Here is a 16,199-nt window from a genome sequence, read left to right on the forward strand (position 1 = left end):
GCCAGCAGGGTCGATAATATGAGGAGCGGTCATCGTTGTGCCTCCAAATCGTTTCGAGTCAGAAGTAGAGAGCTTTCTCGAAGGATCACACGGTGACCGCACCCATATCAAACGGGCCGACCACCCACGGTTACACCACTATGCGGGACGCTACTGGCAAAGCGCATGCAAGCGGCCCTCGCCCCAAGCAAAACGCAGGTAAGCGACCCCCCAGGCAAAGCGCATGGGCAAAACAAAAACCCCGAAGTGAAAGCTTCGGGGACTTGCTGGTGGCTCCGACCGGCGTCGATCCGGTGACCTTTCGATTTTCAGTCGAACGCTCTACCAACTGAGCTACAGAGCCAAGACCTGAACCAAAAGGTCTGGTCGGCGACCCCGACGGGACTTGAACCCGCGACCTCCGCCGTGACAGGGCGGCGCGCTAACCAACTGCGCTACGGGGCCTTACAACAGGTAAGACCTATTGAATTGTTCCAATCACATAAGCGACCGGTGGTACCCCCAACGGGATTCGAACCCGTGTCGCCGCCGTGAAAGGGCGGTGTCCTAGGCCGCTAGACGATGGGGGCCTGCTTGGCCGTCGAACTGGCGTCCGAAGACGGGAGATAGTTTAGGCAGAACGCGCGCGGTGCGTCAAAACGAAATCAAGTGACAGCTAACACATTACCGAAAAACGTTGCAATTGTGCGGAATTCCCAGGAATTCATCAGCTCTCCGACCTAGGCTTGATGCATGACTATGACATCAGCACTCGGTGCCCTCGCCCAGGCCTCGGACGCCCTCACGCGGGCGATCGCTGACCCACAATCCGGGGCGGAGGCCGCCGTGGCCACGACTATCGACCTCACCCTCCTGATCCTCGGCCCGCTCGTCGGCGCCTTCGTGGGGGTCGTCGTCTCGGTCCTCCTCTCCGCCCTGGCGCGCAAGGCGCTCTCCAAGGCGGCCACGGCCTCGTCGATCCTGGCGCGCGTGCGCCGCCCGGGGCACTTCACCTTCGCGGCCTGGGGAGCGTGGGCGGGACTCGGCATCGCGCTGATCAATCCCCACCTGTCTGAATGGAACGGCACGTCGATCACGACGTTCCTCATGCACGTGCTGCTCATCGTCGCCCTCGCCTGCCTGACCTGGATGGCCTACGCCGCCGCGTGGGTCTTCGAGGACGCCGCCAAGGTGCGCCAGGATTCTGACCAGGGACGCTCGCGCCGCTTCGAGACCCAGGCTCAAGTGCTGCGCCGCCTCACCCAGTCGATCGTCGTCGTTGTGGGCATCGTCGCTATCATCGGTACCTTCGAGGTCGCCCGCCAGGCCATGACCACCGTCCTGGCCTCCGCCGGCGTCATCTCGGTGATCTTCGGTCTTGCCGCCCAGCAGACCCTCGGCAACGTCTTCGCCGGCCTGCAGCTGGCCTTCACCGACGCGATCCGCGTGGGTGACGTCGTCGTCGCCGGCGAGAAGAAGGAAACCGGCTCCGTCGAGGAAATCACGCTCTCCTACCTGGTCGTGCGCATCTGGGACGAGCGCCGCCTCATCATCCCGTCGCGCTACTTCACGCAGACACCCTTCGAGAACTGGACGCGCCGCGCCGCCGCACAGCTCGGCACCGTCGAGCTCAAACTCGACTGGTCCGCGCCCATGACCCTCATCCGCGCCAAGGTCGAGCAGCTCCTCACCGCCACCGACCTGTGGGACGGGCGCACGTGGGGCGTGCAGATCACCGACTCCGACGAGTACACGGTCACCGTGCGCGTCCTTGTCTCCGCGAAGAACTCCGGCCACCTCTCCGACCTGCGCGCGTACATGCGCGAGCAGATCATCGCGTGGATCGTCGCCGAAGAGCCGTGGGCGCGCCCCGCCCAGCGCATCGAGCCGCGCCAGACCGTCACCGTCGAGCAGGACATGAGCCGCGAACGCATCGCGCGACTGGCCGCCGAGCTCGCTGGGATCTCCGGCACGAACGAGGCCGTGGCCGCCACGGGCACGTCGGCTTCCCACACGGGTACGTCGGCCGGTGAGCAGTCCAGCGCCGCGACGGGCGGCGCCGCCTCCGCGATCTCCGCGTCCGGTGCCGCGCCCGCCGCCCCCAAGGACCCCGCCCACGCCGCACGCATGGTCGCCGCCCGCCGCAAGGCCAAGCGCGCCCGCCGCCGCGCCATGGCCGACCGCCAGCGCGAACTCGCCGAGGGCGGCCCCAGTGCCTCCCGCGACGAAACGCAGGTGATCTCCAAGAGCGCTCTGCGTAAGATCATCGAGGCCGCCGGCAACGCGAACCCGCAGCTCACCCAGACCCTCACCGCGACCTCCATCGGCCGAGGTGAGCGCTTCTTCTCCGGCTCCGCCGAGGCCGAGGCGCGCGCCGCCGCCCTTGAGGGCCCGGGTGAAGAGGCCTACGCCGAGCGCGAGGCCGAGGCCCGCCGCGCCCAGGAGCGCCGCGAGGCCCACAAGCGCCGTGAGGCCGAGGCCCTCGACCCCGAGGCCACCCTCGCCCTGGCGGCCGTCGGCGTCGAGCCGGTCGTTGCCGACAACGAGGCGCCCGAGAACGAGGGGCCCGAGGCTGCTCAGGATGTGGCCGATGCTGCGGGTGCAGCCGCCGATTCTGCGGAGGTTGCGGGTGCCGCCGCCGAGCGCGCGGACGAGGCAACCGTGAAGGACGCCGCGGCTGGCTCTGTCGATGCGAGCGAAGATGCCGTGGCCGATGCTTCGGGTACCGATTCCGCCGACGAGAAGCCCGAATCTGCTGCCGCCGGATCCGAAACCGCTGACGACCAGGCCGAGGGCGTGAAGCCCGAGGCCGACGTGCAGCCCGCCGATGCCGCTTCCGCTGAGGAGAATGCCGCCGACGTTCAGCCTGCCCCCGCGCAGGGCGAGGCCCCCGCCGACGCTGGCGCATCCGCCGATTCCGGCGACTCGCGCGCCGCTGAATCACAGGAGGACAGCGCTCCCGCCGAGGACGCTGAGCGTGAGGGCGCACCTGCCCCCGACGCGCCCGAGGAGACGGGCGGCGAGGAGGAGGCCCAGGCCTCGTCGGAGGGAGAGATTTCCCCGGATGAGCAGGAGACCACGCCGATCCCCGCGCGTGAAACATCCGTGAAACATCCCGTGCAGGTGCCCCCGCCCGTGCGCACCGGCCGACCCGTCATGACCGACACGGTCCAGGCGATCGCGCCGGCGCTCGCGCCGCCGCCCGCGCCGACCCCCGCCGAGATGGCCGCATCCTGCGCGCCCGAGGACGAGGCCGACGAGCCCGCCGTCCACCCCGGCTGGTACGCGGTCGCGGAAGAAGCGCGCCTCGACGCGGAAACCCGCCCCACGCCCACGGTGAAGCCCGCGCGCGTGTCGATCATGGACTTGTTCCCGGCCGTCGCCCCCACCGGCGCCGAGGCCGACATGCTGCGCGCCGTCACCGGCCAGATCCCGGTCGTCGAGCCCCGGGAGCCCAAGCCCGAGGACGCCGAGTCTGCGGTGGCCGACAAGGCCGCGATTGACGAGTCCGTGACTGATGAGGCCGTGGCACCCGAGAGTGCGCCCGCGGAGGACTTGGCCCCCGAGGTCGAGGCTCCCGAGGTCGAGGCTGCGCAGAAGGACGCCGCCGAGGAACCCACTGCCGAGGCAACCATCGTCATGGATCCCGTGGAGGCCGAAGAGGCCGGCGCGCTCGACTCCGACGCCACGCAGGTCCTGCCCGCCGTCGACGAGCCCGTGGACGAGACCCTCGTGATGCCCGCTGCGGCCATTGCCGAGCCGGCTTCTGAGGCCGCGAAGGCTGAGGATGCCTCGACAGAGGGCGTTGCGGCGGAAGAGGAAGCCACGGCGAAGAAGGAGACCGCCAAGAAGGCGGCCTCCACCAAGGCTGGCGCGAAGAAGGCTCCCGCGAAGAAGGCTCCCGCCAAGAAGGCATCGACTGCGAAGAAGGGCTCCAAAAAGTCCTCCGCCGCGGCCACAAAAACCGTGAAGGACGGTGCCGCTGCTGATAAGGCAGCCGACGCGACCCCTGAAAAGGACGCGAAGGCTCCCGCCAAGAAGGCCACCGCGAAGAAGCCCGCCGCCAAGAAGGGTGCCGCCAAGAAGGAGGCTCCCAAGAAGGCAGCGGCAAAGAAGACCTCCAACGCAGGGCCCGCCACCAATGAGTGATGGGGACAGGTGAACGGGCCACGGCCTCGTCACTGAGGCCAGCGCGAGGAAAACGGACCGCCCGCGCCCACGCACATACGTGCACGGGCGCGGGCGGTCCGCGACAATAGAGACATGACCGCTCCCGATCCCACCGCCCACAGCGAGATGCCCGGCCCGCAGCGGTGACCGCGGACTGAGCCCCCTCCTCGTCGATCGAGGCGCGTGAGGAAAGCGGCCGCACGCGTGCGAGGGCGCGGGCGGCGCGGGACAATAGATCCATGAACGCAACTGATCCCGCTGCCCGCACCGACGCCGAGTGGAAGAAGCTCCTGAGCCCCATGCGCTACCACGTGCTGCGCGAGGCCGGCACCGAGCGCCCCTTCACCGGTGAGCTCCTCGACGAGACGCGCGTCGGCACCTACTCGTGCGCGGCCTGCGGATCCAAGCTCTTCGACTCCGACGCGAAATTCGACTCCTCCTGCGGGTGGCCCTCCTTCTTCCAGGCCCACGACGGCGCGACCGTCGAGAACGTCGACACCAGCCACGGCATGATCCGCACCGAGGTGCGCTGCGCGACCTGCGACTCCCACCTCGGCCACGTCTTCCCCGACGCGCCCGACCAGCCCACCGGCATGCGCTACTGCATGAACTCGGCGGCCCTCACTTTCGCGCGCACCCAGTGAACGCGCCCGCGCAGCGCCCCGTCACCGACCGGATCCCGCCTCAGCTCTACATCGTCGGCTCCGGCCTCATCCAGTACGTGGGCGCGGCGCTCGCGGTCATCGCCTTCGCCTCCGTCGAACCCGCCTCCGTCGCCTGGTGGCGCGTCTTGACCGGCGCGGTCGTTCTCCTGGCCTGGAAGCGTCCGTGGCGCGGCGGCCTCACGCGCTCCGACCTGGCGATTTCCGCGCTCTTCGGCGTCATCATCCTGACGATGAACTCCTCGTTCTACGAGTCGATCGCGCGCATTCCCCTGGGGACGGCCGTGTCCATCGAGTTCATCGGCCCCGTTGCCGTCGCCGTTCTCCGAGGCCGTGGCTGGCGGCCGCGCATCGCCGCCTTCCTCGCGTTCGCGGGGGTGGCGTGCATCGGCGGGCTCGCCCTCGACCTGAGCGTGCCGAGCGTGCGCATCGGCGTCGCCTGGATCCTCCTTGCGGCCCTCGCCTGGTCGGCCTACATCGTCGTCGGGCAGAAGGCCTCGACCACGCGCGACGGGGTGACGAACTTGGCGCTCGGATGCGCGTGGGGCACCCTGTTTTTCGCGCCCTTCCTCGGGCCGGGCGCGATGGCGGCTCTGGCCTCGTGGAAGCTGATCGCCATCGTCGTCGGCGTGGGCCTGCTGTCCACCGCGATTCCCTACACCTTCGAGGCGCTCGCGATGCGGCGCCTGGCGGCGTCGACCTTCGCGCTGTTCGCCGCGATCCTGCCGGCCACCTCCGCCCTGGTCGGGGCCGTCATGCTGCGCCAGATCCCCGGTGTCTTCGAACTCATCGGCCTGGTCCTGGTGTCAGTCGCGGTCTGGCTGGCCTCGCGCGAGTAAGGGCCGAGTGGTGGACGTTTTGCGGGTCGGGCAGCGCCATCCCAACTGATAGTCGTGGCCGGTCTATGAAAGATGGCGCCTTCCGCTGAATTCGTCGCGATGAGGTGCCCGATCCGGATAGGTTGTGACGATCCGGATAGGTTGTGACGATCCGGATAGGTTAATAACCTATCCGGATGCGCGTTACCTATCCGGATGCGCGTTACCTATCCGGATGTGTACAACCTATCCAGAATGTGCCGGTGCGCCGGGCGCGGGTGGCGCCGCAACACGGTGGGTGGGGTGCTGAAGCCCCTCAGTCGAGGCTGAGGTGGCGATGCGTGCGCTTGCCGCCGCGGGCGATCACCCAGAACGCGAACCATGCGCCCACCGAGCCGACGATCATGACGAGCACCATCGGCACGGCGCTGTCGCCGCCCGAGGTCGCCAGGGGAGCGGCGATGCCGTTCGCGATCGACTGGAACACGCCCATGACGGACGAGGCCGTGCCTGCGTGCTCGCGCGCCTCGCTCATGGCTTGCGCGCCCGAGTTACCGAAAATGAACGCAGTCGCCGTCATGATGAGGGCGAAGCCCACGCACGTGAGGATCAGCGGCAGGTCGAGGAGGAACGTCGAGATCGCGAGTGTCACCACGCCGGTCGCGGCGATCGTGAGGCCCGTGATGATGAGCGTGCGCGGCGTGAAGTGCGAGATCAGGCGCACGTTGACCAGCGCGAAGCCCGTCGACAGCAGCGCATTAAACGCGAACACCCACGCGAAAGCCATGGGGGACAGGCCCAGCGGTCCCTGCAGCACGTACGTGGCGTTCGAGATGTATCCGAACATGCAGAAGCTTGAGAAGGCGTTGGTCAGCATGAAGCCCACGAAGGGGCGGATGCGCACGACCTGGACGAGGCCGTGGAAGAACCGCGGAATACCGCCGGGGTGGCGGCGCTCCTCGGGCAGGGACTCGGGCACGACGAACCACGCGAGGGTCGCCATGAGCAGCGTGAAGCCGGCGAGCGCCCAGAAGACGACCCTCCATGTCGCGTGGGTGATGATGAACGCGCCGAGGACCGGGGCGAGCATCGGCGCGAAGCCAACGATCGCCTGGATGAGGCTCATGGCGCGTGCCAGCGTCTTGCCGTGCGCGACGTCGACGAGGATCGCGCGCGCCACCGAGGAGGCGACGCCGCCGCCGAGGCCCTGGAAGACTCGGCCCACGAGGAGCACCCAGATGCCCGGCGTAAACACGCAGATCATGGAGCCGACGAGGGCAATGATGCCGCCCGCGATGATCGGTCGGCGGCGCCCGATCTGGTCCGAGATTGCGCCGCCCAAGACCTGCCCGGTCGCGTAGCCCACGAAGAAGGTCGTGAGCGTGAACCCGAGCATCGTCGAGTTCGTCGCCAGGTCCACCGTGATCTGGGGGAACGCCGCCGAGTACATGTCGGTCGCCATCGGCGGCACGGCGTTCTGCACGGCGAGCGTGATCAGCAGGGCAACCGTGAGCGCCCCGCCGACGATTCCGCCGCGGTCCCGGGTGTCGTTAGTCGTCATGGTGTGATTGTGCACCCTTTAGGGCGCTAAATAGACGCTGCGGTCGATTATTTGACGCATCTCGCACGTCGCAGGCGGTGGCGTGCACACATGTGCGCAGGCGTGCAGCGCTCCTTCCGCGCGAACACCTGGACCGCGCTCACTCCTCGTCCGCGAGTGCCTCCAGCGCATCCGCCGTGGCCTCGCCAGTCGCGTTCGCGCTGGTCAGATCGCCGAGGCGTAGGTCGGTCAGGCGGTCGGCAAGAGGTGCAAGATCCGGGTGGGAAACCTTCTCAATCGCGGCAAGGTTGTGCGCAGAGAAGGTAGTGACCCCATAGAGTGCGCCGATGATAGATCCTGCAATCGCTGAGATGATGCCAGCTTCTCCTCCGAGAGCCACAGACTGAAAAGCAGAAAACCTGTCGGTGAACTGAACACTGACGGCACAGGCGGCCGGAAGCGACTGCGCTGGATCCGCGGACGTACCAATGTGGTGACGTAATTGCTCGAAGGTGTCTTTCGCGAAGGTTTTGACGAGGCCGATTGCCCTGCGGGTTTCGTCCAGCACATCTGCTCCAGGGATCGGGATGCCGCGTGGAGGGAGAGTGGCCACGACTTCGCAAGCTGCACGGAGCAGAGATCTTTTGTTGTTGCGCCAGTCAAACTTCCAGTCCAGACCAAGTGACACAGCCGCGGCGACCAGTGCTGCCGCCTGGAACTCCTGGCTTGTGAGGTCGTCGCTTCCGCAGGCCCGCCATACGGCATCGGCGAAGACTTCCGGCTCAGCCGTCAAGGTCACGATGCCGACAGGGATTGCTCGCAGAATGTAGCGAGAGCCCGCCAGCCAATCATCGCTGTCGGACCCGGTATCGTCCACGATCGCGGGGTGGTTCTCGCCCAACAGACGAGAGGACGAGGCGAGGACTTCGCGCGTGATCTGTGTAATCGTCCCCGCTGGTGCACCGGGCATGGTGGGGTGTGAAGCGCCGGCGGCCACCAGCTGGTCGCGTCCGTTGTACAAGCTTGTGATTTGTTCGGAGGACATGCCCCGGACGGGCAGAGCAACCGCGTCTGCCACTGCGACCCCCGCTAACGCCCCGTAGGCACGGTCGCGTTGTCTCATGTACTCGTCCCCGCGGTCCGTGAGGGCATCCGCCGCGGCCTCGATCTCCTCGCGCGTCGGACACGAGGCAGGGCCCGGCATGGTCGAGGCGAGGGCACCCGCGCAATTCGCCAGTACAATGCTCCGCTCGAGGGTATAACCCAGGGCGAAACCGGCCGCTAGGACGCCCATGGAGGTATGTAGCGCGCCGCGCAGATCAGTGGAGATAACCGTGGGGGCGGGGAATCGAGTCACCTCTCCGTCGGACGAATACTCCTCGAGCATCGCCCGTGCGAGGTAGGACTCGTGTGTCTGGCCGCAGTTTAGCGTGTATTGATGGAAATCCGAGCGGACTTTGTCCGCACCCGAGTGAGGATATTTTGTGCAATCGCCGGACGGCCTCTCGTAGGAGATGCTCCGGCACAGGGGCTCCGCCGAGTCATACCCCACCATGATCAGGACGTTATCGTTGGGAAGGGAGTGCTGGCGGACGTCTCCTTGCGACGCGTCGAGGACGACGCGCACGTGTTCGGGCAGGTGGGCGAGTGCATGCTCGCACGCCGCCAGAACGGCTTGAGATTGAACGCCGCCATCGACGTACAGCACATCCGAGGGGCCCAGCGTGCGGATCGCCTCATCCCACGCATCTTCGGGCATGTCCGTCATGCCCGTGCTCATACTCGCACCGTACTGTGTCGCAGGGGGTGACAGGAAGCCGTTGTCGCATCCTTCCACGCGGGGTCCAGCGTCGACGATTCCCTCGCGTGCCAGGGCCTCGGCGATGATCGAGGCGCGTGGGCCCTGCCCGATCGGGCTGAGGGAGACGACCTCGACCCCCATGGCGTGGGCGGCGCACATTGCGGTGAAGGGCAGCGCGAGGTGGACATCCTCGCGGGTGGCCCACTCATGCTCGGTGGGCACGTCGTCCTTGGAATGGCCATCGAATCGGAGCAGAAGCTCGCTCATGACGACGACCCGGCCCGCGGGCGCATCGCCTCGGGCCGCGCCCAGAGGGGTGGGCGCGCTTTCAGCCTCAAAGGGGGCGTATCGGTTGAGGAGATCGGAATTGGGTTCCTCGAAAGAGGACGGCCCGCTCCTCGGTGGACGATCGGGAGCAAGCCCCGCCGCTCGACGGATCCACTCGAGGGGAGTGTGCGCGGACAGCGCCAGGAGCTGGTCGGCGATTCCCAGCACATCGACGTGCGAAACTCCCTCAATGGGGATGACGTCGAGATCCCGCAGCGCGCTGGGCGTATCACACACACCGGCCAACGCCGCGGAGACAGCGTCGTACAGCGCGGGGTCACCACTCTGCTCGCGGAATGCGGAGGGCAATTCCTTGGCCCAGAGATAGAGAACCTGGAAGAAGGCGAGGGGAATGATCCGGTGAGAGGGGGAGATGTCGGCGAGCTTGGCCATGAGGGTGCCCGTTCGCACTCGGACGAGAGGAGAGTGCGAGTTCGCTTTGACGTTGAGGGAACGTCGGGTTGCAGTAAGGACATCGGGCCCCTCCTCGCGCTCTCCGCGTGGCTTCATCGCAGAGACGACATCAACGGCGTCGCACAGGGTAGTGATGGGGGAGTTGTTCCGATTATTGATAAGCAGGGACACCGCTGCGGCGAGGAGCGCCGCAGACTGGAATTCGTTGCGATTCGTACATCCGCAGGCGACCCACACGGTCTCGGCCAAAGCCTCGGGGTCGATCGTCGACATCGCGATGCCGATGGGGACCGCGCACAGGAGTCGGTCGCGAGCGCTCCCGGCCGGGACGCTCCATTGACCCGAACGTATGGCGTGTACGCCGCCCGGGCCTCGTCGTAGCTGGTTGGCGATGGTCAGTGCCGACCGCATCATGTCCGAGACCGTGCCTTCCGGCGAGCCGGACGCTGCCTCATTCGCTGCGTCCGCGCGAACCATGCCGGCCAGTGCCCCGAGCGCGTAGGGAAGTCGTGGATCCATGTGTTCTCTCCTTCTCAGGCCAGGTCGCGTGCCAGCAATTCGTTGGCGGCCGCCTCAATGGCGCCTCGCGCGGACAATGAGGTGGGGGTTGCCAGGGCGGCCGCGCAATTGGCGAACAAAATCCCCCGCTCAGCCGGTATGCCGAGCGCGAGGGCCGCCGCTAGGGTGCCGGAGTGGACCCCTGAGGTCTCCAGGGCTTGCTCCTCGGTCAATGAAGGTACCGCAATGCGTGTGACAGCAGGTCGGATGATGCGCTGATCGTCACGGGTAGGACGCGCGAAACACACCTCGCCGCTATCTGCACGCACCGCGACGTGTCGCCCGGTCAACAGCGACAAGGCTGACGCCTGATGCTCGAGCCGAGCCTCGTGGTCATAGAGGGGGGAGGAGTAGGGGCTCCCTGCAATGAAATACCGCAAGAAATCACTGCCTAGGGGTAACCGCGAGGCGCGCACCGAGATGATGATGTTGTCGAGGGGGAGACCTGGCACGAAACCCTTGTGTGAAGAAGAATCGAAGACCACGCGGGCGTGCTCAGGGAGCCACCGCACGGCTTCACTCAACGCAGGAGCATAAGGCTCGTGGGCGAGCAGAGCCCCGTCGATGTACAGCACGTCCGAGGGGCTCATCGCCGCGATGGCTTGTGCCCACGTGTGGGTGGCGTTCTCAGGCAGGGGATTGTTCGTCGAGACATCCACGCGCCGACCGTCCTCGACGGCGACATGCAGCCGATATCGATTGTCGTCCTCCGCGATGCGTGGACCGGCATCAACGATGCCCTCGCGCTCCAGTGCCTGTGAGATCGAGTCAGCAATCGGACCTCGGCCGATCGGGCATAGCGAGACGGCCTCGACCCCCATGCGCCGCGCAGCAACCAGCGCACGGAAGGAGCCTCCCGGTGACGGGCCCAGGTCCCGTGCCCAGATGGTACTCCCGGAACGGGGATAGTCCTCGGAGCGCAGCGTCTGATCAACGAGGAGTTCGCCGAGGACAAGCACGCGGCCTGGCGTGGTCTCTTCGCGTAGAGCGTCGAGTGGAGTGGGAGGGGTGACGGGCTCGAAGTAGCTCTGTTGGGAACGGAGGGAGGAAGCCAGGTCATTGAACGAGGACCGTGCTGGGGACGCGAGGGACGGCGTCGTGTCATCCGTACCGGGGATGTCGTCCGGGTAGTGCGTGCGTTCCGAGAAGTGTTGTTCCGCGTACTGCTTCAATCTCCCCGAAAAAGCGGTGTCAACCCGTGCAGACCCGTAGGGCTCAAAGAAATCAGCGCCACGAACGGAACCAACCAAGGCGCCCGCGAGGGCCATAATCGCGCGCCTGTGCGGGCCTACGCGGAGGGGAGCGGACAGAAGATGACTGTCCTGGTAGCGCGAGGCCACAGCGAAGGCCAGCGGGATGGCCTGAGCAGCAGAATCAGAGGCCCCGATCTGCTCAACGAGGCGGTCGATGGGGGAGTCGGCGTACGCGTCGATCCGGTATCCCGTATTGAGAGCTCTGCGTGTTGCCGCCAGCACGTCCGGTTCTGGGCTCCACGAGCCTCGCGGCTCCAGGGAAGCCGCGAGGTCGACCGCCCGAACGAGCGTGTTCTCGACGAGGAAGTCCGCGCTGTCAATGCCCAGAGAGATCGCCGCAGCAACTAGGGTGACCGCCTGAAACTCCGGACGTGTCACGTCGGAGAGCGCGCATCTATCCCACACAGCGTTCGCGAATGTCTGGTGGTCGCCGGTCGGCGTGGCAATGCCAGCTGTGACGGCGGAGACGACCAGATCGTGCAGCCGATCATTGCTTGCCCCGAAGGGTGTGTCGGTGTGATCGTCGTTGGAGTCATTGGCGGTGAGCAGCGCGAGGATGCGTTCGCTGATACTCGTCGATTCCTCGACAGGATCACCGATAGCGTCTGCTGCGATCACGTGGCCGAACGCGAGACCGGTTATTGCCCCGCAGGCCCGGTGACAACGAGGATCCATCGGTCATCCCTCCTGTGCGGCGAGCGCATCCGCCGCGGCCTCGATCTGGCTGCGCGTCGGGCACGAGGCCGGTCCGACGGCCGTCGTGGACAGCGCGCCCGCGCAGTTGGCCAGCAGGAGCGCCCTCTCCATGGGGATACCATGCCCGAGGGAGGCTGCCAGGACACCGGAGTGTGCGTCCCCCGCGCCGTTCGTGTCGATCGCCTCGACGTGAGGCGTCGGGATGTGGGCCGCATCCTCATTGCTGGCATTCGGCGCTGTCCCGGCGGGGCGCACAAAGTATGCCCCCGCCGCTCCCGCGCGCACGAGGACGGGATGGCCCAGCAGGCCGAGCATCGCGCGCGCCGCTTCGTGAGGCTCACGGCACCGGTCGCAGACGCTCGAATCCCCTCTCTGCTGACCAATCTCCTGAGCCTCCCTGTGGTTCATCGACACGATGACGTCGTCGGAGGGAAGATCGGACGGGATACCGATCACGGGGGAGACGTCGAGGAGGACGCGCACGCCCTCGGGCAGGACGCGCAGCGCCGCCTCCGCAGCCTCCTTGTTCGCGGGGTGGTCCATGAGGTATCCGTCGACGTAGAGCACGTCGCCCGGGTGCATCGTGCGCACGAAGTCAGCCCACGCGCTCGCGGGTGCCATCGTCTCGGCGCCCTTTGTGGAGATGAAGGTGCGCTCGCCCGTGCGGTCCGTGAACGCGATGCAGAACCCGTTATCAATGCCCGCGATGCGAGGCCCGAGGTCAGTGATCCCCTCGCGCGCGAGCGCTGCTTGGATGAGGGAGGAGTAGGGGCCGTCGCCGATCGGGCTGAGGGAGACGGCCTCGGCCCCCATGCGCCGCGCCGCCACGAGGGCGTTGAAGCCTCCGCCCACGTGCATTCCCTCGTCGATGGCCCACACGTCGCCACCGGGCGAGGGCAGAGCCTCGCCGCGCACGGCGAGGTCCACGAGGATCTGGCCCATGAGGACCACGCGTCCCGTGTGATCGTTACCGTCGGTGGTGCTGTGACGGCTGGGTGTAGACGGTTCTGTGTCCGGTATTGAGCGGGCGGTATCAGAGGGTGGAATCATGCTGTTTTCTTCCTAGTTGGACGCCGCATCATCGGGGGAATTCCTCCGCGTGGAAGCAGGCTCACTCGTCTCCTCGGAGACGTACACCCGCCGTTCGACGAGGCGCTCGGACAGGGGAGCCACGCCCGGGTGGGAAACCCTCTCGATCGTGGCGAGGTTGTTGGGAGAGAACATCGTGACGCCGCGAATTGCCCCGAGAACGGCGCTGGAAATCGCCGCGATCACACTTGTCTCCCCGCCGAGGACGGCGGCGCTGACAGCAGTGGACTGTGATTCGTCCTTGAGAATAAGTGCGAAGGCAGCAGGAACCGACTGCGTCGGATCCGCAGACGTGCCGATCGACCCGCGCACGCGCTCGTAGATGTCATCACGGAAGTTGCGGACAGTTCCAATCGCCTTGCGCGTCGCCTGCAGCACGTCAGGCTCGCTGCTCGCGGAACCACGCGGGGGAAGAGCTGCCACGTAGTCGATAGCTTCTCCCAAGATGGAACCGATTCCACTGGCCCTGTAGTGTTTCTTGTCAATGCCCAAGGAGATAGCCGCGGCGACGAGAGCGGCTGCCTGGAACTCCTGCCGGGTGAGGTTCTCGTTTCCGCAGGCCTGCCACACGGCCTCCGCGAAGGCCTCGGCATCGGTCGTCACGGTCGCGATGCCCACCGGAATAGCGCGCAGGACGTAGCGAGAACCCGCCAGCTCATCACCCGCACGGTCCTCGGCTTCGACCCTGAGAGGGGAGATGCCTTCCGAGAGTAGCGCCGAGGCTGACGCGAGAACCTCGTGCGTGACGGCCGTGAGTGTTCCCGCGGGTGCTGCCGGCATCGTGGGGAGGGCGGTGGTCGAATCCGTCAAAAGCGGCAATGTGCGGCGCAGGTCCTCAACGAGTTCCGCCGACATCCCCTTGAAGAACATGCCGACTGCATCGCCGAACACGACTCCCGCCAGCGCCCCGAGAGCGTGCGTGCGGCGCTCCAGCTCAACACTGTCTCGCTCTGGCAGGGCGCGAGCCGCGGCCTCGATCTGTTCGCGCGTGGGGCACGAGGCCGGACCGGGCATCGTCGTGGCCAAGGCCCCCGCGCAGTTCGCAAGGACGATGCTTCGCTCTATCGCGTTCCCCTCAGCGAGGGCGGCCGCGAGGGCTCCCGTCCAGACGCTGTAAGACCCGTCGTGGTCGGTGGACACGACGGTGGGGGCTGGGAAACGGGTCCGTGGCTCGCTCGCCTCGCCCATCGCGTGGCGCGGTCGCGCGAGGAAGGACTCGTACGTCATCGTGCTGACCAGCGTGGAACGATGGAAGAGGGACAGGATGAAGCTCGCGGCGTGAGCAGGGACGTGGGAGGCATCGAAGGCGGTGCGATCGGACATGAATCGCTCACCCAAACGCTGTACCGACCCCTGGTCCAGCACCGTCAGGACGCTGTCGTTGCGAACATTACGCGGACCGATGAATGCTCCCGACATGTCTTGGATCACTCGCACGTGCTGGGGGAGATGGGCAAGCGCGTGCTCGGCCGCCGCTAGAACAGGTGGATTGGTTTCGATTCCCGCGTCGATGTAGAGCACGTCGGAGGGGCCCAAAGTGCGGATGAACTCGTCCCATGCATCCCGCGGCATGCCCGTGATTGTTTCTGTTTCGCCTGGTCCGAACTTTCTGGCGATAGGCGACATGAACCCGCTATCGCCCCCGGTCACCTGTGGTCCGACATTCACGATCCCTTCGCGTGCCAGTGCATCGGTGATGACTGAGGAGCGCGGGCCCTGCCCGATCGGGCTCAGAGAGATGACCTCGACCCCCATGGCGCGCGCCGCCAGCATGACCGTGAAGGGGCGTGAGAGATAGACACCCTTTCGGGTGGTCCACTCGTTCCCGGCGGGAATGGGGTCCTCCTCGGAGCCCCGGTCGTATCGAAGCATCAGTTCGGACATGACGATGACCCGGCCAGACGACGCCTCTGCAACGTTTGAATCCCGCTGTTCATCGGCGCTTGGGCCATCGGCAGCGGCGCGGGTGGACGCACCAGATTCAGAGGCCTCGAAGGGGGAAGGATCACGCCGGGGTACGCGCGGAATGGAATCGCCCAACGCTCGACGGATCCACTTGATGGGGGTGAGAGGATGCAGTTCGAGGAGCTGACCGGTGATCCCCAGCCAATCCGGCTGGGCGCCCTCAGAGCATTGCGCCAGATTGGGTTCTGGGAGTACGCCGGTTGGCTTGAAGATCCCAGAAAGCGTCTCTGCAACCGCCTCGCACAGCGCCGGAGATCCGCTCAACGCGAAGCACTTCGAGGCCTCGTCGGCGCCTTGTGGAGAGGCAGCCAAGAAGAAAGCGAGCGGAACGATCCGGCTGGAGGGAGCGCAGTCTGACAGCGTTTCCTGAAGTACGGGCGCGGGCGACGAGCGCAGATCAGATTGGGTATTGGCAACCGCCTTCAGGGTGCGCTGGGCCACCTCGAGCACGTCCGGGCTGCTGTCTGTTTCGCCGCGAGGGGTCATTGCGCTCACGACATCGACGGCGTCCCACAGGGGGTCGATGTAGGAAAGAGGACGGGTACGGATGCGGGTATTGATGCCGATGGACACCGCGGCAGCAAGAAGCGCGGCGGACTGAAACTCGTTCCGGCTCGTACACCCGCATACACGCCACACGGTCTCGGCGAATGCCTCGAGGTCAACCGTCGACAGTGCGATGCCGACCGGTATCGCGCACATGAGACGAGCATCAGCGCTCGCGGTGGTGGGTAGCTGCGTCCCTGAGTGGGTGGTGCAGTCCTCGCCCGGTGCTCGCAGAAGCTGGAGGGCAACGGCCATTGCCGACGTTGTGACCTCGCAGCCATGCCCATCGGACGCCTCGAGCGTGTCCGAATGTGCTGCGTCTGCGCGGGCCAAGCCTGCCAGCGCCCCGAGAGCGTAGGGGAGTCGTGGATCCATTCTCGT

At 66.6% G+C, this 16,199-nt stretch carries 8 protein-coding genes and 3 tRNA genes; 3 read left to right on the top strand and 8 right to left on the bottom strand.

The features are described 5' to 3' along the window. Nucleotides 1-267: 267 nt before the first annotated feature. The 3 genes from CYJ22_RS08715 to CYJ22_RS08725 all read right to left on the bottom strand — a co-directional run bounded on the left by CYJ22_RS08715 (nucleotide 268) and on the right by CYJ22_RS08725 (nucleotide 569). Nucleotides 268-343: transfer RNA gene (locus CYJ22_RS08715), tRNA-Phe, on the bottom strand. 27 nt (nucleotides 344-370) lie between these two features. Next, nucleotides 371-444, bottom strand: a tRNA-Asp gene (locus tag CYJ22_RS08720). Between the two features lie 49 nt (nucleotides 445-493). Beyond that, a tRNA-Glu gene (locus tag CYJ22_RS08725) sits at nucleotides 494-569 on the bottom strand. Nucleotides 570-732: 163 nt separating this feature from the next. Here CYJ22_RS08725 and CYJ22_RS08730 point away from each other — a divergent pair. From CYJ22_RS08730 to CYJ22_RS08740, 3 genes are all read left to right on the top strand, one after another. Continuing rightward, nucleotides 733-4,128 carry a mechanosensitive ion channel domain-containing protein gene (locus CYJ22_RS08730; RefSeq protein ID WP_101602336.1) on the top strand — a complete coding sequence of 1,132 codons (3,396 nt, stop codon included), beginning with the start codon at nucleotides 733-735 and terminating at the stop codon, nucleotides 4,126-4,128. A 260-nt stretch (nucleotides 4,129-4,388) separates the two neighbouring features. Further along, entirely contained in the window at nucleotides 4,389-4,793 is a 405-nt protein-coding gene (msrB, locus tag CYJ22_RS08735; RefSeq protein ID WP_101602337.1) for a peptide-methionine (R)-S-oxide reductase MsrB, read from the top strand. Next, nucleotides 4,790-5,650, top strand: a complete 861-nt coding sequence (locus CYJ22_RS08740; RefSeq protein ID WP_101602338.1) for an EamA family transporter — start codon at nucleotides 4,790-4,792, stop codon at nucleotides 5,648-5,650. Before msrB ends, CYJ22_RS08740 begins: the two co-directional genes overlap by 4 nt. A 295-nt stretch (nucleotides 5,651-5,945) precedes the next feature. On the opposite strand, the gene CYJ22_RS08745 is transcribed toward CYJ22_RS08740, so the two are convergent. The 5 genes from CYJ22_RS08745 to CYJ22_RS10340 all read right to left on the bottom strand — a co-directional run bounded on the left by CYJ22_RS08745 (nucleotide 5,946) and on the right by CYJ22_RS10340 (nucleotide 16,193). Continuing rightward, a complete protein-coding gene (locus CYJ22_RS08745; protein WP_101602339.1) occupies nucleotides 5,946-7,190 on the bottom strand; it encodes a multidrug effflux MFS transporter in 1,245 nt (414 codons plus the stop codon). Nucleotides 7,191-7,329: 139 nt separating this feature from the next. Further along, nucleotides 7,330-10,230, bottom strand: a complete 2,901-nt coding sequence (locus CYJ22_RS08750; RefSeq protein WP_207760533.1) for an ADP-ribosylglycohydrolase family protein — start codon at nucleotides 10,228-10,230, stop codon at nucleotides 7,330-7,332. Nucleotides 10,231-10,244: 14 nt separating this feature from the next. Beyond that, entirely contained in the window at nucleotides 10,245-12,140 is a 1,896-nt protein-coding gene (locus CYJ22_RS08755) for a PfkB family carbohydrate kinase (protein ID WP_243390486.1), read from the bottom strand. A 60-nt stretch (nucleotides 12,141-12,200) separates the two neighbouring features. After that, entirely contained in the window at nucleotides 12,201-13,268 is a 1,068-nt protein-coding gene (locus tag CYJ22_RS10335; RefSeq protein WP_243390487.1) for a PfkB family carbohydrate kinase, read from the bottom strand. Nucleotides 13,269-13,280: 12 nt separating this feature from the next. Then, on the bottom strand, nucleotides 13,281-16,193 hold the full coding sequence (locus CYJ22_RS10340; protein WP_243390488.1) for an ADP-ribosylglycohydrolase family protein: 2,913 nt from the start codon (nucleotides 16,191-16,193) through the stop codon (nucleotides 13,281-13,283). Nucleotides 16,194-16,199 lie beyond the last annotated feature (6 nt).

It is taken from the genome of Schaalia odontolytica (assembly GCF_002847525.1).
Lineage (GTDB): Bacteria > Actinomycetota > Actinomycetes > Actinomycetales > Actinomycetaceae > Pauljensenia > Pauljensenia odontolytica_B.

Excerpts from the sequence above, each read along its gene's own strand:
- CYJ22_RS08730 (WP_101602336.1), top strand. The coding sequence starts at position 733 with ATGACTATGACATCAGCACTCGGTGCCCTCGCCCAGGCCTCGGACGCC.
- msrB (WP_101602337.1), top strand. The coding sequence starts at position 4,389 with ATGAACGCAACTGATCCCGCTGCCCGCACCGACGCCGAGTGGAAGAAG.
- CYJ22_RS08745 (WP_101602339.1), bottom strand. The coding sequence starts at position 7,190 with ATGACGACTAACGACACCCGGGACCGCGGCGGAATCGTCGGCGGGGCG.
- CYJ22_RS08750 (WP_207760533.1), bottom strand. The coding sequence starts at position 10,230 with ATGGATCCACGACTTCCCTACGCGCTCGGGGCACTGGCCGGCATGGTT.
- CYJ22_RS10335 (WP_243390487.1), bottom strand. The coding sequence starts at position 13,268 with ATGATTCCACCCTCTGATACCGCCCGCTCAATACCGGACACAGAACCG.
- CYJ22_RS10340 (WP_243390488.1), bottom strand. The coding sequence starts at position 16,193 with ATGGATCCACGACTCCCCTACGCTCTCGGGGCGCTGGCAGGCTTGGCC.